At 61.6% G+C, this 21,443-nt stretch carries 17 protein-coding genes; 5 read left to right on the forward strand and 12 right to left on the reverse strand.

Annotated features, from left to right (window positions below; genetic code table 11):
• Positions 1-25 precede the first annotated feature (25 nt).
• The 7 genes from qhpG to AC1RDQ_RS03575 form a co-directional block, all read right to left on the reverse strand.
• On the reverse strand, positions 26-1,324 hold the full coding sequence (qhpG, locus tag AC1RDQ_RS03545) for a flavin-dependent monooxygenase QhpG (protein WP_492586348.1): 1,299 nt from the start codon (positions 1,322-1,324) through the stop codon (positions 26-28).
• A complete protein-coding gene (gene qhpE / locus AC1RDQ_RS03550) occupies positions 1,321-1,998 on the reverse strand; it encodes a subtilisin-like serine protease QhpE (protein ID WP_154861497.1) in 678 nt (225 codons plus the stop codon). The genes qhpG and qhpE overlap by 4 nt, the downstream gene beginning before the upstream one ends.
• Positions 1,988-3,706, reverse strand: coding sequence for an ABC transporter ATP-binding protein (locus tag AC1RDQ_RS03555; RefSeq protein WP_492586350.1), 1,719 nt, complete (start codon positions 3,704-3,706; stop codon positions 1,988-1,990). The genes qhpE and AC1RDQ_RS03555 overlap by 11 nt, the downstream gene beginning before the upstream one ends.
• On the reverse strand, positions 3,706-5,610 hold the full coding sequence (locus tag AC1RDQ_RS03560; RefSeq protein WP_492586352.1) for a sigma-54-dependent Fis family transcriptional regulator: 1,905 nt from the start codon (positions 5,608-5,610) through the stop codon (positions 3,706-3,708). The genes AC1RDQ_RS03555 and AC1RDQ_RS03560 overlap by 1 nt, the downstream gene beginning before the upstream one ends.
• 221 nt (positions 5,611-5,831) lie before the next feature.
• Positions 5,832-6,857 (reverse strand): histone deacetylase family protein, encoded by a 1,026-nt coding sequence (locus AC1RDQ_RS03565; RefSeq protein WP_492586354.1) that lies wholly within the window; start codon positions 6,855-6,857, stop codon positions 5,832-5,834.
• A gap of 151 nt (positions 6,858-7,008) precedes the next feature.
• Positions 7,009-8,238, reverse strand: a complete 1,230-nt coding sequence (locus tag AC1RDQ_RS03570) for a Zn-dependent hydrolase (RefSeq protein WP_492586356.1) — start codon at positions 8,236-8,238, stop codon at positions 7,009-7,011.
• A gap of 25 nt (positions 8,239-8,263) precedes the next feature.
• Complete coding sequence (locus tag AC1RDQ_RS03575; protein WP_057713914.1) at positions 8,264-9,574, reverse strand: MFS transporter; 1,311 nt, start codon at positions 9,572-9,574, stop codon at positions 8,264-8,266.
• 561 nt (positions 9,575-10,135) lie between these two features.
• On the opposite strand from AC1RDQ_RS03575, the gene AC1RDQ_RS03580 reads away from it, so the two are divergent.
• From AC1RDQ_RS03580 to AC1RDQ_RS03600, 5 genes are all read left to right on the forward strand, one after another.
• Positions 10,136-10,987: a sugar phosphate isomerase/epimerase family protein gene (locus AC1RDQ_RS03580; protein WP_154908859.1), complete on the forward strand. Its 852-nt coding sequence runs from the start codon at positions 10,136-10,138 to the stop codon at positions 10,985-10,987.
• A gap of 14 nt (positions 10,988-11,001) precedes the next feature.
• The gene (locus AC1RDQ_RS03585; protein ID WP_492586358.1) at positions 11,002-12,072 is read left to right on the forward strand and encodes an isopenicillin N synthase family dioxygenase; all 1,071 of its coding nucleotides are present in this window, start codon (positions 11,002-11,004) and stop codon (positions 12,070-12,072) included.
• A gap of 46 nt (positions 12,073-12,118) precedes the next feature.
• Positions 12,119-12,913 carry an ABC transporter substrate-binding protein gene (locus AC1RDQ_RS03590; RefSeq protein WP_057713911.1) on the forward strand — a complete coding sequence of 265 codons (795 nt, stop codon included), beginning with the start codon at positions 12,119-12,121 and terminating at the stop codon, positions 12,911-12,913.
• Between the two features lie 64 nt (positions 12,914-12,977).
• Positions 12,978-14,525, forward strand: coding sequence for an amino acid ABC transporter permease/ATP-binding protein (locus AC1RDQ_RS03595; protein WP_492586360.1), 1,548 nt, complete (start codon positions 12,978-12,980; stop codon positions 14,523-14,525).
• 46 nt (positions 14,526-14,571) lie between these two features.
• Positions 14,572-15,360, forward strand: a complete 789-nt coding sequence (locus AC1RDQ_RS03600) for an SDR family oxidoreductase (protein WP_057713909.1) — start codon at positions 14,572-14,574, stop codon at positions 15,358-15,360.
• A 74-nt stretch (positions 15,361-15,434) separates the two neighbouring features.
• Here the strand turns inward: AC1RDQ_RS03600 and AC1RDQ_RS03605 are convergent, their stop codons facing one another.
• Genes AC1RDQ_RS03605 through AC1RDQ_RS03625 form a run of 5 tightly spaced genes read right to left on the reverse strand, consistent with a single transcriptional unit; the run spans position 15,435 to position 21,163 of the window.
• Positions 15,435-16,268 carry a class I SAM-dependent methyltransferase gene (locus AC1RDQ_RS03605; RefSeq protein WP_492586362.1) on the reverse strand — a complete coding sequence of 278 codons (834 nt, stop codon included), beginning with the start codon at positions 16,266-16,268 and terminating at the stop codon, positions 15,435-15,437.
• A complete protein-coding gene (locus AC1RDQ_RS03610) occupies positions 16,262-17,419 on the reverse strand; it encodes an acyltransferase family protein (protein ID WP_492586364.1) in 1,158 nt (385 codons plus the stop codon). Before AC1RDQ_RS03610 ends, AC1RDQ_RS03605 begins: the two co-directional genes overlap by 7 nt.
• The gene (locus AC1RDQ_RS03615) at positions 17,416-18,282 is read right to left on the reverse strand and encodes a class I SAM-dependent methyltransferase (protein WP_492586366.1); all 867 of its coding nucleotides are present in this window, start codon (positions 18,280-18,282) and stop codon (positions 17,416-17,418) included. Before AC1RDQ_RS03615 ends, AC1RDQ_RS03610 begins: the two co-directional genes overlap by 4 nt.
• Positions 18,279-19,583, reverse strand: a complete 1,305-nt coding sequence (locus AC1RDQ_RS03620) for a glycosyltransferase (RefSeq protein WP_492586368.1) — start codon at positions 19,581-19,583, stop codon at positions 18,279-18,281. The genes AC1RDQ_RS03615 and AC1RDQ_RS03620 overlap by 4 nt, the downstream gene beginning before the upstream one ends.
• On the reverse strand, positions 19,577-21,163 hold the full coding sequence (locus AC1RDQ_RS03625) for a glycosyltransferase (protein ID WP_492586370.1): 1,587 nt from the start codon (positions 21,161-21,163) through the stop codon (positions 19,577-19,579). Before AC1RDQ_RS03625 ends, AC1RDQ_RS03620 begins: the two co-directional genes overlap by 7 nt.
• Positions 21,164-21,443 lie beyond the last annotated feature (280 nt).

A 21,443-nucleotide genomic window follows, 5' to 3' on the forward strand; every position in this document is an offset into this window, starting at 1 on the left:
TTCGCCGTATCCGGACGTTCTTCATTCAGGGTTTGAAACCCTGGCCCAGCAACCAGCTGCGAACCATCCGCCCCTGCTCCACCGTCAGCCCGGCCAATACCCGATCCGCCGGCTCTCCCTGCTTTAACCTCTGCACCAACGCCGCCACCTCAACCCCATGCACATGCCAGATACCCAGCGGTTGATCCACCGTGATCACCACCTCGGCTTCATCGACCAGTCCATCACGCAACACCGGCGCCCGTTCAATCCTCAGCGCATTGAAATCCGCCTCGGCATGGGCCACTTCGGCATCCGGCCAGCTCCGCCGTGCCTGCCAGAACGGCTGGTCCGGCCAGCGTTGCTCATCGGCATAAAAATCCCGGCCGATCCGCGCAAACCGCAAAAACAACTGCCCCACCCGCTGCTGGTGAAAACGCTTGGCCAGAGCCGCCCGTTCGGGTTTGCACAGCAGCGTGTTGATCACCGCAGGCGCCTGCAACGCCGAAGACAAGGACTGAAAGATCCCGTTGCCCGACAATGGGTCCACCGCCATTGCCGCATCGCCGACCCGAATCCAGTTATCGCCACACACCTGCGGGCTCAGAATCGCCGTGCTACTGCGGGCGTGCAGTTGCAGATCAGATTCCGCTTCGCCCGCAAAAAATGCGGCGGCCAACTTCGAACCCTGGCGCCGCTGTCGGCAGTAATCGAGCAACATAGCCTTGCCCGGCAACCCGGCACTGGCCACATCCACCGTCCATTGCCAGTAACACTGGCCGTCGGCGCGCCGCGCCATCCACGCCCAACCGTCCTCAAGGCTTTCCACGGCGCTGGCGGTGCTGCCCGGCGAACTCTGCCAGCGATTGAGCAAGCTGACGGTCTCGGGCCCACGCAAGCCTTTGCCGATAGCGGGGGCCTGACGTCCTCGGGCCTCCACGAGAAACGGCGCCAGCAGCGGTTCGCGGCCGTCGATTTCGATTCGGTGGCCATTGGCCGATGACTGAACCGTCAGCACCCGGCCTTCGATCAACTCGACCCCCGCCAGGCGCAAATCCTCACGCAGGCCTCGGTCAAACACCGGACGGTCGAGCAAGTATTCGATGTTCTGCGCATGCTGCTGACCATTCCAGTTCACCTGGCGTTGAGAAGGCAGCGCTGCTTGCGCCAACGCCTGGTGCAGGCCCGCACTGCGCAAGGCTTCCAGAACCCGCACGGACACGCCTTCGAGCGCCGCAAACCGGCGCCATTCGCTGATCAGCGTGACGCCATGGCCCAGCCGCTTCAAACCCAGCGCGACCGCGGCCCCCGCCGGGCCGGCGCCCAGAATGACGATGTCGTTCACGGCCCGAAACGCCGTTCAGGACCACGGTAACGGGCATGCTCGCGCAACCACTCGATGACTTGCTCATTGCTGGCACCAGGTTGTTCGACGAGGAACCCGGCAATGTGCCCGCTCAAGGCGGCACAACCGAGGCTCGCCCCGGATTGCCCCGGGTACGTGCCATGCACACACGCGGCGAAATCCGCCTGGGCGCTGTTGAGCCACGACCATTCCTGCTCGGCGCACCGCGCATCGCCGGTCACCCGCAACACCTGCGGATAGTTCGCCGGAAACACCCCTTCCCCTTGGGCCGGGCTCGACGCACACAGCAGCACGCCCTGCGCCACCGCCGCCGCGCAGGCCGCGCGCAACAGGCTGCGATCCTGGCGCAGGCCAAGGCTCAAATTGATCAGTCGCACGTCCTGCGTCAGCAGCCAGTCAATCGCCGTGGCGATCTGCAAGGCGCTGGTGACACCCCGCTGGTCGAACACCTGAGCCACGCAAAACAGCGCCGAGGGTGCACGCCGGCCGATGGCCTCGATCACCGCACTGCCATGCCCCAGCGGGTCTTCGCGCAAGTCGCCCTCGGCCAGGCCGTCTTCGAGCAATGAAAAGCGTCGACCGGCGATCACTTGCACCCGTTGTGCCGCCGAGTGACCGCTGTCCACCACACCAATGCGCAACTCAGGTTTCATGCAGCACCGTTTTCGAGGTCAGTACGCCGTCGAGCAATTCGAAGCGCAGGTCGGCGTCGGCCAGGGTTGAGGGGCGATGGCTGATCAGGATGCGCGTACGCCCGGCAAACAGGCGGTCGATGGCGTCGATGACTTCGCGTTCGGTGGCTTCATCCACTGCGGACGTGGCTTCATCGAGCACCAGGATCAGTGGGTCCTGCAACAGTGCCCGGGCAATCGCGATGCGTTGTTTCTGCCCGCCGGACAACTGCTGGCCCCGCTCGCCCAAGGGACTGTCGAGACCTTCGGGCAAGGACTCGATCAGGCTGTCGAGTTGCGCCAGTCGCGCCACGTCGGCAATCGCCTCGCGGCTGGCGTCCGGTGCCGCGTAGGCCAGGTTGTCGGCGAGGCTGCCGCGAAACAGCACGATGTCCTGGCTGACGATGGCGATGCGCCGACGCAACTGGAACAGATCCAGTTCGCGCAGATCAACGTCGCCCAGCAGTACCCGGCCCGATTGCGGATCGTGATGACGTTGCAGCAGGTCGATCAGGGTGGACTTGCCCACGCCCGAGCCGCCGCTGAGGGCCACTTTCATACCGTAGGGAATCCGCGCCTCGATACCGCGCAGGGTCGATTGGCGGCCGGGATGGGCGAAGTGCACGTTGTCGAACCAGAGATCGCCGCCAGTGGGCATTGCCCTTGGCGTGGTAGGCGTCAACACCGTCGGTTGTTCGCCGCGCAACTCCATGACCCGGCCGAGGCTGACGGTCATCCGCTGGATCGCGACGTAGAGCCCGAGCAGGCTTTGCACCGGCCCCACGGCCATGCCCAGGTAAGTGGAAAAGGCAATCAGGGCGCCGAGTTGCCAGGTGCCCTGCACCACCCAGTAACCGCCAATCAGAAATGCGCAGGCCCGGGACAGCGAAGTCAGGGTACCGGGCACGGCCTGGGTGAAAAACTCGGTGACTTGCAGGCGCAGCAACTGGCTCATGTAGCCCTGCCCCAGCGTCTCGAGGCGCCGCGCTTCGCGCTGTTGCTGGCCGGCGGACTGGATGAACTTCATCACCGGCAACGTCTCGACCATGAACGACGACATGTCCGCCGAACGCTCGCGCAACTGCCGCACATCACGCTCCACCTTGCGCCGCATCCAGCGCAGCCAGAGGACATCGAGGGGAATCAGCACCAGCGCCAGCAGCGACAGTTTCCAGGACAAGGTCAGCAGCATCGCTACCGCGACCACCAGGCCGATCACGCTGGACACGGCCGAGAACAGCGAGTCCACGGCGAACCGCTGGATTTCCGCGACATCGCCATCGAGGCGCGACATCAGGTCGCCGATGCGCCGCTGGCCGTAAAAGCTCGGCGACAGGGTTTGCAAATGCCGGTACAGGTCATCGCGCAGGGCAAACAGCATGCGCCCGGACAGTCGCGTGTGCAGGTAGCGGTTGATGCCCGAAAGCGCCGTGCCCAGCAACCCGGCAACGATCATCAGCCCGGCGATCATTACCAGCATCGGGAAATTGCGCGCCAACAGGCCGTCGTCGATCAGCAGTTTGGTCAGCCACGGCTGCACCAGCACCAGCGCCGAGGCGCAGACCGACAAACCCAGCAGCCCGGCAATCGCCAGGCGATGGGGTCGCACGAAGCTGTACAGCCAACGCAATGCCGCTTGCAGAGCCTCGGGGTTCTGGCTGTCGATCAGCCGAACGATCAAGCGCTGCATCACGAACGCAACTGTTTGAGCTTGCGATAAAGCGTCGCGCGGCTGATGCCCAGAGCGTCGGCGGCGGCCGAGACATTGCCCTGGTGCGTGTCCAGGGACTGACGGATCAGATCCAGTTCGTTTTCCCGGATGCTGCCGGCCTGGGGCCGTTCGCTGGTGGTCAACTCGTCGAGCATGCTGTCGGGCAAGTGGTCGAGGGTCAGCACGGTTTCGCCCGGTTCGCGCATGGCCAGCGCGGTGCGCAGGACCATCTCCAGTTGGCGGATGTTGCCCGGCCACTGATAACCGTTGAGCAAGCGATCGAGATCATCGTGCAGGACCACGGCGGGTGCGCCCAATATCGTCAGCATGCGAGTGACGAGCGCGCCGAAATCTTCGCGTTCGCGCAGGGCCGGAAGCATCACGCTGATGCCATTGACCCGGTAGAACAGGTCCTCGCGAAAGTGTTTTTCTTCCACCAGACGCTTGAGGTCGCGGTGGGTGGCGCAGATCAGCGCGACGTCGATGTCCTGCTCTTCGCCTGCACCCAGGGGCGCGACCTTGCGATCCTGCAGCACCCGCAACAACCGGGCCTGCAAAGCCAAAGGCATATCGCCGATTTCATCGAGGAACAAGGTGCCGCCATGGGCCTGCTGCAAACGCCCGACCATGCCGCCCCGGCGTGAACCGGTGAACGCGCCTTCACGATAGCCGAACAGTTCGGACTCGATCAGGCCTTCGGGAATGGCCGCGCAGTTCACCGCCACGAAGGGTTTGTCGCAGCGCGCTCCGGCCATGTGCAGGGCGCGGGCGATCACCTCTTTACCGGTGCCGGTTTCACCCAGTAACAGGACCGGCAGTTCATTGGCCAGGCCTTGGCGGGCCATGCGCAAGGCACGGGCGTAGCGGGTATTGCTGCCGGCGAGCGCTTCCAGGTCCGGTTGCGCCTTGGGCGGTTTCGCGACTGTGCGCGGCGGGCTGCTGACGTTGATCGAGCGTTGCGGCGCGCGCAGGGTTTTGTAGAAGAATTCACCCTTGGCGGTTTGCAGGCTGCCGACTCCACCCTGATGCAGACGCGCCAACAATTGCAGGCCGTCGACTCCGAGAAACTCTTCGCAGCGCCGACCGACTAGGGCCGAGCGCTCGGCGTGGAGCAACTGGCAGGCCTGGGCGCTGACCGCCAGGATCTGCCCGCCGAGGCTCACTGCCAGCAGGCCTTGCCACGGGGATTCCAGATATTGCCGCCGGCTGTGGAAGGCCAGGACGATTTCGTCCGGATAACTGGCGTTGAACACCCGGCTTTCGATCTGGCTGACCGCCATGGCCAGCAGCGCAGTGCTGTCGTGGGCACGGCCGAGGGGGCCTTCGCGGGTCAGGTCGAGAACGCCAAGAATGTCGCCCTGGGGGCAATGGATCGGAACCGAAGTGCAGGAAAAATCACTGAGGCGATCCAGATAATGTTCGCCACAATCGATCAGGGTCGGCCGGGCTTCCACCAGTGCCGTGCCCAGGGCGTTGGTGCCGCGAACCGCTTCGCTCCAGCAGGTGCCAAGGGTGATGTCCTGCAGGCCACTGCCCTTGAGACGGTCGGCGCGGCCTTCGACGGCGAGGATGGTGGCGTCGGAGTTGGCGAGGATGATCAGCCCTTCCTTGCCCTGACGCTCGGCCAGGTAATCGATGGCCGGCAGCGCGGCGTCGATCAACAAGCGGTTGCTGGACAGCAACACGTCGAGGCTGGCACTCGATTCCAGCGCCAGCTCATGCTTGGCATTGAAATGCACGCCATGGCTGAGGCTGCGTCGCCACGAGGCATCGATTTCCGCACGCAGGACGCCATCCGGCACTTCGCCTTCCAGGTGCAACTTTTCCCGAGCCAGCCGGGCTTCGCGATGCAGTTTGGGGGAGTTTGTTTTTATTGGCGTCATCAAGCGCTCCGGGTCATCCACCCTGCGCCTTCATACGTCGGCGCCCTGGAGCAATCTTTACGTTAACGTCAGGGCTATGGCAAGTCCTGTGGCGAGGGGGCTTGCCCCCGTTCGGCTGCGCAGCAGTCGTAAACCGACGAACGTCGTATTTGCAGGAATACAAGGTCGCTAGTTTTGGGGCTGCTGCGCAGCCCTACGGGGGCAAGCCCCCTCGCCACAACTCAGAGCTGCCACACCTCGGCATTCACAAAAAACGCCCGGGCATTATCCTCCAGGCTCTCCAGGTGATACCCGCCCTCCTGCACAATCAGGCACGGCAACCCGAGGCTGCGAATGCGCTCACCGAGCACGGCAAACCCTTCGCGAGTCACCGCCACTTTGCTCTGCGGGTCCAGCTCGAAAATATCGAAGCCCAGGGACAGCACCAGCACCTCGGCGCCGAAGTCCTTCAGCGCCTTCAGCGCTACTTCCAATTGCCCGAGAAAAACCGCCTCGCTGGCGCCATGGGCCATCGGCAGGTTGAGGTTGAAACCCTCGCCTGCACCGACACCACGCTCTTCGGCAAAACCTGCGACCCCCGGATAGAAGTTGGTCGGATCGCCGTGCACCGACACGTAGAGCACGTCATCGCGGTCGTAGAAAATCTCCTGAATACCCTGACCATGGTGCATGTCGGTATCCAGCACCGCTACCCGCGAAAAACCGGCGCGCAATACCTGCGCCGCCACCGCCGCGTTGTTCACATAACAGAAACCACCCGCCGCTTCGGCCCGGGCGTGGTGACCCGGTGGCCGGCACAGGGCATAGGCTGCCGGCTCGCCATCGAGCAAAGCCCGGGCACCGGCGATGGCGCTTTGCGCCGACCAGTAGGCCGAACGCCAGGTCTGCTCGCCCACCGGGCAACTGCCATCGGCCAGATAGCGCGCCGCTTGCGCGAGAATTCCGCGCAGGGCATTGGGTTCGCGGACAAAGATGTTCGACATCACCTCGTCGCCCCAATCCTCGGGAATCTCTTTCCAGCGCTGATGGGCTTCCTGCAAAAACCTCAGGTACGGTGCGCCGTGCACCGCCAGCAGCGGATCGAGCCCGGCATCGGCCGGTTGCTCAACGGCAAAACCCAAAGCGTGAGACGCCTGCACCAGGCGCTGCGCACGCTCCGGCACTTCCTGCGGCGTACGCATCTGGCCACGGGAATAGTAGCTGCGTGGATGGTGGAGCAATTGTTCGGGATGGAAAAAACTGCGCATGGAGTGAATACCTGTCAGTTAACTTGGATCTTGAACCCAGCCGCGCCCCACTGTGGGAGCGAGCTTGCTCGCGATGAGGTCAGCACATTCAACATTCATGGCGACTGATCCACCGCTATCGCGAGCAAGCTCGCTCCCACATTGACTGCGTTTATTCAGTTTTTACCGCGCGGGCCAACACGGCATTGAGCAACACGTCGGTGCCCTGGCGCACATCCTCGGGCAGCACATCTTCCGCTTCGTTATGGCTCAGGCCGCCCACGCACGGGATGAACACCATCGCTGTCGGGCAGTACCGCGCCAGGTGGATCGCATCATGTCCGGCGCCGCTGACAATCGATTGCTGAGCGTAGCCCAGGGCGTCCACGGCCTGTTGCACCGCCGCCACGCAGTCCACGTCGAACGGCGTCGCCGGGCTGATCCAGTGCGGGGTGATCGCCAGTTTCAAACCGCGAGCGTCGGCAATCGCCTGAAGCCGCGCACGGACCTGTTGTTCCATGGTCTCGATGGTTTCATCACGGTGATGACGCAGGTCGACGGTGAAGTTCACCAGCCCCGGAATGGTGTTGCGCGACGACTTGTTGATGCTCAATTCACCGACCGTGGTCAGGCCTTCGGGAGCGAAGTCCACCGCCAGGCCTTCGATGGCCTGGATCATCTGCGCCACGCCGTACAAGGCGTCCTTGCGCAGCGGCATAGGCGTGGTGCCGGCGTGGGCCGCCATGCCTTCGACCCGTACGTCGAGCCAGCGAATCGCCTGGCCGCCACTGACGACGCCGATGCTCTTGGCGTTGTCTTCGAGGATCGGCCCTTGCTCGATGTGGGCTTCAAAGTACGCATCCACCGCGCCGCCGAACGGGCGCTCGCCGGCATAACCGGTACGTTGCAGCGCCTCAGCAACGCTGATCCCATCGATATCGCGCACCGCCAGCGCAGCGTCCAGATCCATGATCCCGGTGAACACCGCCGAGCCGAACATGGCCGGGGTGAAGCGTGCGCCTTCTTCGTTGGTCCACACCGCCACTTCCAGCGGCTTGCGGGTCTGGATGCCCAGATCGTTCAGGCAGCGCACCACTTCCAGGCCGGCGAGCACGCCGTACACGCCGTCGAAACGCCCGCCTTCGGGCTGGGTGTCGAGGTGGCTGCCCATCATCACCGGCGCGGCATCAGGATCGGTGCCGGCGCGGCGGGCAAACAGGTTGCCGATGGCATCCACGCTCAGGGTCATGCCGGCTTCGCGGCACCAGTGGGCAAAGAGTTCCCGACCGGCCTTGTCCTCGTCGCTCAGGGCCAGGCGGCAGCTGCCGCCACGGGCGGTGGCGCCGATTTCGGCCATCGCCATCAGACTCGCCCAGAGGCGTTCGCCATTGATCTTCAACATGTGTTTCTCCAGGAAAATTCAGGGGTCAGGCCTTGGCCAGTTCCAGGCGTTCAGCGCTGGCATGTCGACGGGCAAGGGACAGCACACACAGCAGCGAAGTCGCGGCGATCAGGCTGTAGAACACCGCCATCGGCCACCACTGGCCGACGAACCTGTGTGCCAGCAGCGTGCCGATCAGTGGCGTCAGGCCACCGGCCACAGCGCCGCAAATCTGGTACGCCAGAGAGATCGCGGTGTAGCGCACACGGGTCTCGAACATGCCGCTGACGTAGCCGGCGATCACCGCGTAGAACGACGCCATGCACACCACCGCCAACGCAATGCCAAGGATGATCAGCGGCGCCTGGGCCGAACTGACCAGCACGAACATCGGGTACGGCGAAGCCATCGCCAGCAGCGACACCAGGCACAGGAAGCGGGTGGCGCCAATCTTCTCGGCGACCCAGGCCGCCAGCGGTTGAATGCAGAACTGGATGATCGCGACGACAAACAGACACTCAAGGATCAGCGAGCGCGGCAGTTCCAGTTGCTGAGTGGTGTAGGCGATCATGAAGGTGTTGGTGAAATACACCCCGGCGATCCCCAGGGTGTTGGCGCCGATGCACAGCAACAAAGGACGCCACGCGGTGCGCAGCACCTCCATGACCGGCGCCTGCTCCTTGCGTTTGTTTTTGCTCGCCAATTCACGACTGGCAAGAAACTCCGGCGACTCATTGACCCCCAGGCGAATCGCCAGGCCCACCAGCAGCAACAGCGAACTGGCGAGGAACGGCAGGCGCCAGCCCCAGCTCATCAGGTCTTCTTCCGGCAGACGGGTGACGGCGCTGAAGGCCAGCAGCGACAGGATCAAACCCGCCGGGCTGCCCAGTTGCGCAAACGAGGCGAAGAAATTGCGCCGGCCTTTCGGCGCATGCTCGCCGGCCATCAGCACCGCCCCGCCCCACTCGCCACCCACGGCAATACCCTGGACGATGCGCAACAGAATCAGCAGCACCGGGGCAGCCGCGCCGATTTGCGCGTAAGTCGGCAGCAAGCCGATGCACACCGTGACCACGCCCATCATCAACAAGGTGATGATCAGCGACTTCTTGCGGCCGATGCGGTCACCGATATGACCGAAGACAATCCCGCCCAACGGCCGCGCAAAGAAACCCACGGCGAAGGTGCCGAAAGCGGCCATGGTGCTGAACAGCTTGTCGTCCGAGGGGAAGAACAGCGCACCGAACACCAGCGCGGCGGCGGTGGCGTAGATGTAAAAGTCGTACCACTCGATCATGGTGCCAATGAAGGCAGCGGCGGCCGCACGGCGCGGCTGGGACGAAGCTTGAGGCTTCATGGGTCGGGCTCCTTTGGTTATTTTTCTGGCAGGAGAGAAACGGCAAATCCGCGGCGCTCTGGCGGCGCCGGTCTGGGGATGATTTTTCGTTCCGGGACCATGATTAGTCAATTTTCTATTTATTATTCGAAGTATTACTTAATCTTATAATTGAGAGCGACAGTCGAACGCGGTGTGCAACGCACAGGCGTTGAGCAGAATGTAAACGGGGGTCTGCAATGTCAGTTACAGGTCGCGGCTCTTCTCGACAGGCAGCAATCGATCAAAAGCGAACCCTTATCGGCCCGGGGTCGCTTAGGACTCTTCAAAATGATGCCGCAACAATGGCATCTCTCGCTAATAGCCAACGTAGACAGGTTCTCGCCCATAAAACCCCTTCCGGCCAGCGCTATAAGTAGCAAGCTATTTGTTAATGAAAGTCTGAAGTATTCATTTGAACTTTCAGATTCTTTCAGTGCGCGGCCTGTGCCTAACATCGACTCCACAGCGAACCAGCCTCTTGGCAGCCTGGCGCCGTCGAAGTGCTTTTGCAGTAGGCCTTGGGATTTTTGAGGATCACCGATGAAGCTGGAAATTTTTCGCACGCTGTGGGGTTACACCGCCAGCAAGGCTCAGGCTCTCGAGGAGTTGCTGCAAGCGGGCTTTGATGGCATGGAAGCACGCCTGCCACTGGACGCCCGTGAACGGACCGAGTTTGGCGCCTTTCTCCAGGCCAATCGCCTGGGCTATATCAGCACAGTCTTCACCGCGTATGACGTGCTGCCGGACCAGTCGGCGTCCCCCGCCATTCACCTCAATGACCTCGACCAGAAACTCGCCTGGGCCGCTGAACTCGGCCCACGCTTCGTCAACGTGCTGGCGGGCAATGACCGCTGGTCCTTGCCACAGCAAGTGGAGTTTTTCGGCCAGGCGCTGGATCTGGCGCGCAAGCACGGCCAGGTCTGCAGTTTCGAAACCCACCGTTCGCGTTCGCTGTTCAACCCCTGGGTGACCCTGGAGTTGATCCGGCAATTGCCCGATCTGTTGTTCACCAGTGACATCAGCCACTGGGTCGTGACCTGCGAGCGCCTGTTGAATGACCCGGCCGATGACCTGAGCGCTTTCATCGAGCGGGTTCACCATATCCAGGCCCGGGTCGGTTACGACCAGGGCCCGCAGGTTCCGCACCCGGCGGCCCCCGAATATGCAAGGGAACTGGCCTTCCACCAGCAGCACTGGGAAAGCATCTGGCGCTCGCAGCAAGCCCGCGGTTACCAGGTCAGCACCCTGACCCCGGAATTCGGCGCCGACGGCTACCTGCATCATTTGCCCTTCACCAATGTCCCGGTCGCCGACCTGTGGTCGTTGAACGTGTGGATGGGCCAGACCGAGCGCGAACACTTCGACCGTTTCAGCCACTCAAGCCATCCTTAGGGAGCCGATGCGTCATGCCTGACAATAAAAACAACAGCGCCAGCACTGACACACACAAAGCCAACTTCAACAGCATCCCGGTGGTCAATATCGCCGGTCTGTTCAGCGTTGAACTGGAACACCGCCTGGCCGTGGCCGAACAATTGGGGCGCGCCGCCAGCGAGGTCGGGTTCCTCTACATCACCCATCACGGTATCGACCCGCAACTGATCGCCAACCTGCGCCAGGCTGCCAAGGACTTTTTCGACCAGCCCTTCGACACCAAGATGCAGCACTACATCGGCACCTCCCAAACCCACAAGGGATTTGTACCCGAAGGCGAAGAGGTCTATTCCAAGGGCAAGCCGGACCACAAGGAAGCCTTTGACGTCGGCTTCGAAGTCCCGGCCGATGACCCGCTGGTGCTGACCAACACGCCATTGCTGGGGCCCAATGACTGGCCGCAGCTGCAAGGCTTCAAGGCGTCGGTGCAGGCCTACTATGAAGCCATCTTCGCCTTGGGCCGGCGCCTGTTCGGTGGCTTCGCCCTGACCCTGGGCCTGGAAGAAAACTATTTCGACAGCCTGGTCACCCGTCCCCCGTCCAAGCTGCGCCTTATCCACTATCCCTTCGACGGTACCGCCCATGACGCACCGGGTCTTGGAGCCCATACTGATTACGAGTGTTTCACCATCCTTTTGGCCGACAAACCAGGCCTTGAGGTGATGAACAACCTTGGCCAATGGATCGATGCACCACCGATTGCCGATGCCTTTGTGGTCAACATCGGCGACATGCTGGAGGTGATGACCGCAGGCGCATTCGTAGCCACCGCGCACCGGGTGCGCAGCGTGAAGGAGGAACGTTATTCCTTTCCGCTGTTTTATGCCTGCGACTATCACACCCAGATCAAACCGCTGCCCGGGTTCGCACAGGCAGGCAACGACTACGAAGAAATCACCATCGGCGAACACATGTATGCCCAGGCGCTGCAGACCTATCAGTATCTGCGCCAGAGGGTGGCCAACGGGGAAGTTCAACTGCCAGGCAAGGCACGCAAGCCCGCCAGTTTCGGACATTTGAAAAATCAGGCTCAACCGTCCTGATTGAAGTTTTCAGCTAACCCCCTACCTACGCCGGAGTCAGTACATCATGAAAAACAATAAGAAAAACCTTTTGAGCCTGGCTGTATTGGCAGCCGGTATGTTCGGTGCCTCGGTGAGCATGGCCGCGGCAGACACATTCAAGGTCGGCATGGAGATCACCTACCCTCCCTTTGAGTCCTATGACAAGGACAAAAACGTGGTGGGTTCGGACCCCGAACTGGCAACGGCACTGGCCAAGCACATGAACGCCAAGGTGGAGTTCGTCGACACCAAGTTCCCGAGCCTGATCCTGGGTTTGAACTCCGGCAAGTACGACGCAGTCATTTCCGGCATGTACATCACGCCAGAGCGCCAGACTCAGGCCCAGACCATCGCCTACGCCAACACCGGTGCCGCGGTCATGGTGCCCAAGGGCAGCGAGATCAATGCGAAGAAGCCTGAAGACCTGTGCGGCCTGAAACTGGGCCTGGAACAGGGCACCACCTGGGTCAAGGAATTCAAGAAGCTCTCCGACGACTACTGCGTGCCGAACAACAAAGGCGCCATCACCGTCAGCGAGTACCCTTCGGCCCCCGAAGTGACCCAGGCCTTGTTGTCCAGGAACATTCAGGCCCAGGTTGAAATCGCCGGCGCGGCAAAAATGATCGCGGAAAAGACCAACGGCCGGGTAGTGATCACCACCGAGCATCCGATTTATCAGCAAACCCTGGGCATCTTCGTCAAAAAAGGTAACGACGAAACCTTCCAGGCCGTGCAAAAGGCCTTCGAGGAGAGCAAAAAGAGCGGTGAATACGCCGCAATTCTCCAGAAATATGGCTTGGAAGAACCGACTGCCAATTAAGAACCTGTCCTTGTAGTCTGGTCATCTGCCTCCCCTGCACCGGGGCGGCAGATCGAGGTGCCCCATGCAATTCGATTGGTCATATTTCCTGTCCCTGTTCTCCCTGCCGGACTTCTGGAAGGCCTGCGTAACGGTGGTCCAGCTCAGCGCCCTGGCCTGGTTCATCGGCATGCTTCTGGGTTTTGTCCTGGCCACGGCCAAGCTGTCCCACACGCCCTTGCTGCGCATTCCCGCAGCGGTCTACATCTGGTTCTTCCGCAGCATTCCGTTGCTGGTGCTGGTGGTCTTCGTCTACAACCTGCCGCAACTGTTTCCCGGTAGCGGACCGATTCTGTCCAACCCCTTCTACTCGGGCCTGCTGGCCCTGGTGGTCACTGAAGCGGCGTACATGGCGGAAATCCATCGTGGTGGCCTGATCTCCGTGGCCAAAGGCCAGAAGGAAGCCGGGCGCGCGCTGGGTGTCGGCCTGTTCGGCATGCAACGCTTGATCGTGATCCCCCAGGCATTCCGTATTTCGCTGCCCACGCTGATCAATGAATACATCACGGTGGTCAAGCTGACATCGCTGGTCTCGGTCATCTCCCTGACCGAAATCCTCACGGTCGGCCAACGCCTCTATGCCACCAACTTTCTGGTCATGGAAACCCTGGCGGCAGTAGGCGTCTATTACGTGTTGATCGTCACCGTGTTCGGTTTTTTCCTGCAGCGCCTGGAGCGCTACCTGGACCTGAACTTCCGCAAGCCTCACACACTCGACGCGGCCGCCATAGCCAACTTCAGGGCCAGCGCCGAAGCGTTGCCCGACACTGCGCGCAAAGCGGCAGGCAACAATGCGACGCCCATCCTGCAACTGAAGAACATCCAGAAAAGCTATGGCACCCACCAGGTGCTGATGGGCATCGACCTGAATGTCGAGTACGGCCAGGTGGTCTCGATCATCGGGCCATCCGGCTCCGGCAAGACGTCGCTGATCCGCACCGTCAACGGCCTGGAAACCATCGATACCGGCGACATTCTGTTGTTCGGCGAAAAATTCATCGAAGCGTCGGACAAACCCAACAGCACCCGCCTGCGCAAAGGCGTGCGGCACATCGGCATGGTGTTCCAGAACTTCAACCTGTTCCCGCACCGCACCATTCTCGACAACGTCACCCTGGCGCCCCGTTACCATGGCCAGCCGGGTGAGCTGAGTGAACATCGTGCCTATGCGCTACTGGACAAGGTCGGCCTGCTGGCCCATGCCCACAAGTACCCGCACCAGCTCTCCGGTGGGCAGCAACAGCGTGTGGCGATCGCTCGAGCCCTGGCGATGCAACCGCAGATCATGCTGTTCGACGAGCCCACCTCGGCCCTCGACCCGGAACTGGTCAACGACGTGCTGAACGTGATCCGCGACCTGGCCAAAGAGGGCATGACCATGCTGATCGTGACCCACGAAATGGACTTTGCCATGTCGATATCCGACCGGGTCGTATTCATGGAGAACGGTAATATCCAACTGGATGCCGCACCTGAAACCATACGATGCGATGCCGAAGGAGAACGAGTGCGGCGCTTCATGGGCATCAGTGCTCGATCGCCAAGCCGGTCTGCAACGGTGGATCATGCATGAATAGGCAACTACTTTCTTTGAGCTTTCTTCTTTCAGGAAAACGCACATGAATCTGGGAATAGCAGGACGCTGGGCGCTGGTATGCGCCGCCAGCAAAGGTCTGGGCAAAGCCTGCGCACAGGCACTCGTCCATGAAGGCGTGAACGTGGTGATCACCGCACGCGGCGAGCACACGCTCAATGAAACAGCCCGTGAGCTCAGAGCGCTAAATCCTGAAGTGACGGTCATCGCCGTAGCCGGAGACATTTCGACGGCCGAGGGTCGGGCGGCAGCGCTCATGGCCCATGAGCATTTCGATATCTTGATCAACAACGCTGGAGGCCCTCCCCCCGGGGATTTTCGCGAATGGAATCGCGACGCCTGGCTCAAGGCGCTGGATGCCAACATGCTGACGCCTATCGAGTTGATCAAGGCCACGGTAGACGGTATGGCGGCACGTGGATTTGGTCGAATCATCAACATCACATCGAGTGCCGTGAAGTCCCCTATCGAAAGCCTGGGCCTGTCCAACGGCGCGCGCAGTGGTCTGACGGGTTTTATCGCAGGGCTTGCCCGGCAAGAAAACATCGCCAGTCGCAATGTGACGATCAACAACTTGCAACCAGGCTCATTCGACACCGATCGACTGCGTGACAACCTGGTCGCTGCTGCCCAGGAGTCGGGGCAGGACAGCGAGGAATTCCTTGGCCAATGCCGTAGCGAAATTCCTGCCAAACGCTTCGGCTCACCCGAAGAGTTCGGTGCGCTGTGTGCCTTCGTTTGCAGCAACCATGCGGGCTACCTGACCGGGCAGAACCTGTTGATCGATGGAGGGGCCGTTCGCTCCAGCCAATAATGGACAAGGGCTATGCAGGTGTACCCGGGCAATCAGGCTTGAGTTCGCGGCCTCGCCCGGGCGAGCATTGCTGATCAGGGTTTACGCGCAATGATCACCTGACTTTTCGCCACCACGGCATCCAGCGCCTGCTTGATCTGTGCGCCCCGTGGCGAGGCCAGGATCGCCTGCCAGGTATCCGCCCAGTGGTTGAGCAACGGATGGTCCGGGTTGCTGAAATCGACCTTGGCTTCCCAGAACAACAGCATCCACATCGACCAGTAGAATCCGTACTGGCTGTGGCTGATCACTTCCAGGCCGGCATCGCTGACCATGGCCTTGAACTGCTCTTCGCTGATGATGCGGATGTGGTTGGGCTTCTGGAAATACTCGGCCGCCGCGATATCTTTCTGCAGGTCTTCGGAGCTGGGGTGCGGGACGCTCAGCAGGTACAGCGCGCCCGGTTTACCGACGCGCACCAGTTCAGCGAGGAACTGAGCCGGATCGTCCACGTGCTCGATGACCTCGGTCGACACCACCCGCGTGGCGGTCGCATCGGCAATCGGCAGCGGGTTGCAGTCGGTGACATGGCATTCGACGTCGCGGGCCGGTGTATCGCTCAGGCGCTGGCGGGTCGCTTCAACCTTGGCCGCGTCGATATCGGCGATGATGATCTTCGCCCCGCGCATCCCGCAGAAATGCACGTTGCCACCGTCGCCGCAGCCAACATCCAGCAGCGTGTCCTCGGGGGTCACCGGGAATCCGGTGAATAGTTCGCCGGTCTGCTGATTGAACCAGCCGCTGAGCATCGCATCGTGCAGGCCGAGCATGTAAGGGTCGACTTTCTCCGCCACTGGCGCTGCGGGCGGTGTCTCTGGCGGCACAGGCGCGGGCGTGCCCGCCGTGAGTTTCTTCAAAAGGCTCAGCATGAGGTGGCTCCAGAGGATGTGACGGCTGTTCGGGAAGTGCCCAGGCGTTTGACCAGCGAGGCGCCGCGGTTGCGCATGGGCATTTCGATGACGCGATAGTTGAGTTCGCTCAGCAGCACGATCAGGCCGCCAGCCATCAGCAACATCAAGATCGGATGGCCAGCCGGACTGGGCAGCCCGGCAGCCTGCAAACGGAAAATGAATTCACGAACCAGCAAGTAGGCCGGGATATGGATCAAGTAAATCCCGTAGGAACGGCTGCCGACCCACGTCATCAGGTTTTTGAACACGCCGCGCGGCAACAGGTAATCGCGGTTGTAAGAAGCGATCCAGACCAGCAGTGCGCACAGCACCGCAATCACGCCGATCCGGTAAGAGGTGAAGGTGAAACGATCCGTTGCCATGAAGCTGAGCAGCAACGACAGCGCGATCAATGCGGCAACGCCCGCCCATGGACGACGCAAGAATTTTGGCTCCCAGCGCAGGTACGACGGTTGTGTACTCCACATCGCCAACAGCACGCCAAGGGCCAGCGCATCGGTGCGCACTACCATCAGGATCGGCGTGCGCAAGGTGAACAATTGCACCGCAACCAGCGCCAGCAACGCCCACACCAGGTGCTTGCGAAACAGCACGATCATCAGCGGAAACAGCAGGTAGAACTGCTCTTCCAGCGACAGGCTCCAGTACACGAAACTGGTGCCGTACTCGTAGTGATAAAAACTGTCGGCAAAGCGGAAATTGGCATATTGGGCGATGCCGGCCAGGGTCGCCTGAATGTTCGCGTGCAGGGTGCCGAACGCGCCGGAGCGGTTGAGAAAAAGGCACGCCAGCAACATCAGCGCCAGCCATAACCAGGCTGAAGGGAGCAATCGAAAGGCCCGTCTCAACCAGAAATTACGCGTCTGTTGCCAATATTCCTGACGCGTTGTGCAACGGCGCAAGGCCGGGATCAGGCTGCGGGCAATGACGAAGCCCGAGATCGCGAAAAACAGATCCACGCCCCACCACGGCTGACCGTACAGCGTGATGACTTGCAACAACGGCACAGCCGCCGCGAACAGGCTGTCCTGCAGGTGATGAAACAGCACGCCGAGCACCGCAATGCCGCGCAACAACTCGATGTCCATGATCCGTTTTTCGTTGCTCATGCGCCCTCCTGGACATGAGGTTTGCGAGCAATGATCACCTGACTCTTGGGCATGAACTGATCCAGCATCTGCTTGATTGCCAACCCGTCGGGCTGGGCCAGCAAGTCCTGCCAGGTTTTCGCCCAGCTCTCCATCAGCGGCGGATACGGCGCCTGAATCCGGTCGCGAACCGCGCCACCCAATTCACGCCCGGCAGCGCGCTCGCTGGCCCAGAAAAAAATCATGCCCATGACCCAGAAAAAACCGGACGCCTGGCGATGCTCGATGACCAGGCCCGCGTCTTCCACCAGCGCGGCGAATCGCTCGGGGCTGAAAATCTGTACGTGATTGGGCGATTGGAAATAGCTGGCCGGAGCGATGCCCTTCTGCAAATGTTCGCCCACCGGGGACGGTACGCTCAGCAGGTACAGCGCGCCGGGGCGACCCATGCGCACCAGTTCGGCCATGAAGGGTTCTGGCTGATCGATGTGTTCCAGTACTTCCATGCACACGACTTTGCTGGCGCAGCCCTCGGCCAATGGCAGCGGCAAACTGTTGCTGACCAGCCCCAGGCTCGGCTTGTCTGATTGCGCCGCCACTTGTCGGGCAAGCTCGCGGACCTTGTCGTGTTCACTGTCGGTGAAAATCACCGAAGCACCCTGGCGGACCGCGAACAAAGTCGCCACGCCTTCACCGCAGCCAACATCCAGCAAGGTGTCGTCGGCGGTGATGGCAAACCCCTTGAGCAATTCACCGCTGTCGCCGAGAAACCAGCCGTCGAGCAGGGCATCGTACAAACCGATGTCCCTGGGCGAGACCCGCATTTCTGCTGGGGCGACCGCTACCGGTGCGGACCGCAACTTCGCAAGCAGGCGCCGAATCATGTGCCCGACGCTTGTGCGCAGTTTGCTTCACGCCGTTGCAGCAACTGCTCGAACACCGCCTTCAGGCGCTGTTCGGCAACGGCCTGGCTGCAGAACCCCTGAAGGTTGCCCACGGCATGGGCCGACATTCGCTGATAGCGCTCGACGTCCTGTCTGGCGACGTCATGGCTGGCGGAAAATGCCGTACACAGTGAGTCCCAATCCGTGACGTAACGCAGGGTACGATACGCGGCGCGAGGATCGTGGGGCCAGGAGGTCAGTTCGTCGGTGCCTTCGACGATGAACGCGTTGTCACGGTCTATGTAGTCGGCCATGGCGGTGTTCAGCGGCGCAATGGCCGGCTTGCCGCAGGACATGAACTCCATCAACGGCAGGCATTGCCCTTCGCCGTAGGAGCAGTTGACGACGTAACTGGTGGCCTCGACCAGGCGCTCGTAGTCGATGTCGGACAGAAAGCCGTGGACCAGCACGATGCGGCACTGGTAGGACTGATTCTTGTAGACGTGGTGCAGCATGTCGTTCAAAGCGTTGGCGATGTCATGGTGCGTGAGCTTGAGCACCAGGGTCGCGTCGGGCGTGTCGCGAAAGGCAGTGCAAAATGCACTGATCATGTCCTTCCAGTTCTTGCGTCCGTCGTAGGGATTGAATACTGAGGTGTAGACCACGCCCTCGAGCACCAGCTCACAATCGCGCGGCGGTTGGTCGAAGGCGATCGGCGTGCCTTCGCGCAAACGTTCGGGGCCGTAGGGGCGCAAGTCCGTGGTACGACTGTCGATCAATAGCCCGCGCAGGTTCAGGCGCGTGGGGCCCACGACCGGACGCTTGTCCAGAAGCTCGCCACGGGCGGCAAAACGGTCCCAGACAGGTGCTGCGATAGCACTGATCGGGTAATCGGGGCCCATCACATCGCGTACGGCATTCACGGTAAAACTGGAGTGGGTGATCGCCGTCCCGCAGGAGCCCAACACCGTCCGCCAGTCATGCCGTGGTTCGCCCTGCCAGCTCTCGGTGGGAATGGTGCTGAACTCCCAGGCGAACACCGGAATCGTCGGGCACGCGTAGTGGACTGGCGTGCGATGCGGCGGGGAGAAGGACAGGAACACGCAGTCTTCGCCCCGGCTCAGGCAATCGAAATACAGCCGATCGACCAGATCGTCCGGGTTGCTGACCTCGATCACCTGCCCCAGCCGTTCGAGCACCGGGCGGAATTCCTTGAGGACGAAGTAATAGCTGTACTCGGGCCGCCCAAGATTCTGCTGGATGTTGCTCTTGTTGGTTTCCGAATGAATGATGATCAGCACGATGCAGCCCCCGTTTCGGCAACCACCGGCACGACGTCACGGGCAGGTTCCTGTTTGAAGAACAGCGCCAGCCGCTGCTGCACCGGCGCGAAGCTGCAGTACTGGCGCATGCGTTCGCTGGCCGCGTCCGCCATGGCCTGCCAGGCGTCCGGCTGATTCTTTGCCATCGCGTAGCTGTTCTCATAAGCCGTTTTCAACGACCCCCAGTCCGGACGGTGGCGCAATGTGCGGTACAGGATGCGCGCGTCTTCCGGCCAGATAGTAGGCTCCTGGCTGGACTTGACGACGAAAGCCACACGCTCGTCGATGTAATCGCGCATCGCCGTGTGGTTCGGGGCGATGACAGGCCGGGCGCAGGACATGAACTCCATCAGCGGCAGGCACAAGCCTTCGCAACGTGAAGCGTTGACGTAGTAACTCGCCGCGCCATAAAGCCGGGCGAACTGCTCGTCCTGCAGATAACCGTGCATGACCACCACGCGACAGGCGAAGGGCGAGAGCTGGGACAGCAAGGTCATGAGCTCGACGTAATAGGTCGACAGGTCGTTCTGGGTCATCTTCAACACGAGCGTGGCGTCTTGCACATCACGCAGCGCCCAGCAGAACGCCGTGATCAGGTGATGCCAGTTCTTGCGCCCGTCATCGGGGTTGAACACGCTCACGTAGATGACGCCATCGACCTCGATTTCCACCGTTTGACTGGTGTCGGGGAAAGCCGCCTGCGGATGTTCGTCCTGCACGGGGGGTTCGCTGATTGCGGGCTCATCCGGTGCGGGCGCCTCGCCGACTGCGTGTTCAACCGGCAACGCTTGAGGCGTGCGAAACCTGGCCAGCCATGGGCGAACCGCATCCGGCACCAGATCGCGTACGGCTTCGCGATACCACAACAGTAGGTAGTGTCTGGTTATGAAGAGGCGTCGACGCAGGGTCAACGGCGGCACCGAAGGTTCAGGCTCGGGTTCGGATTCCGGCTCGGGCTCGGCGATTTCCTGCAGCGGTTGCTCGATGATCGGCGCGATCAAACCATCGGCGGACAACCCCATCGAGCGGCTGTCCAGGATGCAACCCTTGATCTGCAACGTGGCACCCGCGTTCACCGGCGTACCGGGATATTGCTGGCGGATACCGGCGAAGCGTTCCCACAAAGGCGTCGGCAGCACCAGCACCGGGAAGTCGTCGCCCAGGGTCCGGCGGATGGCTTCGGCGGTGTGGGTGGACAAGGTGATCACTCGTCCCAGACGCGCCAGTGTCTGGCTCCAGTCTTGACGCGGATTGTTGTCCCAGTGCTCGGCGGGAATGGTGTCGAACTCCCAGGCAACCACGCACACCATCGGGCATTGCAAGTCGGTGGGGGTCTTGTGCGGTGGCGCGAACGAAATGAACAGGCAGTCCTGACCGGCCTGCTGCAACTGCCGATACAGCGGGTCGACCTCGGCGGCCGATGACACCACATGCACCGGCCCGAGGCTTTCGAACAACGGTCGGTACGCCTTGAGCACGAAGTAGTAACTGTATTCTGGACGGCCGAGACTCCGGCTGATGGAGCTGTCGTTGACGTCGGAGTAAAGAATAAAATTCATGGCATCCCACGGTGACGCCGCCATCCCGGCAGCCTCACGCTATGACGGGGAGGATACGGTTCGAGTCCGTGTTTACTGGCGCTCGTCCATCGTCTTCCTGCCCGTCTTCGTTCTTGTTTTAGTGGTCAGTTTCTCGCAGTTTCGAAGCGACGCTGCCGAACCCCGGGTAATCGTGACGAGGGGCATTCTAACCACATCCGTTGAGGATTCGTGAACCGCCCGACGAGAATAAATCAGGCTACGCAGACGAGAACTGACCAGTCACGGTTGGACCTGTTGA

It is taken from the genome of Pseudomonas sp. GW823-FHT02E01 (genome assembly GCF_058797535.1).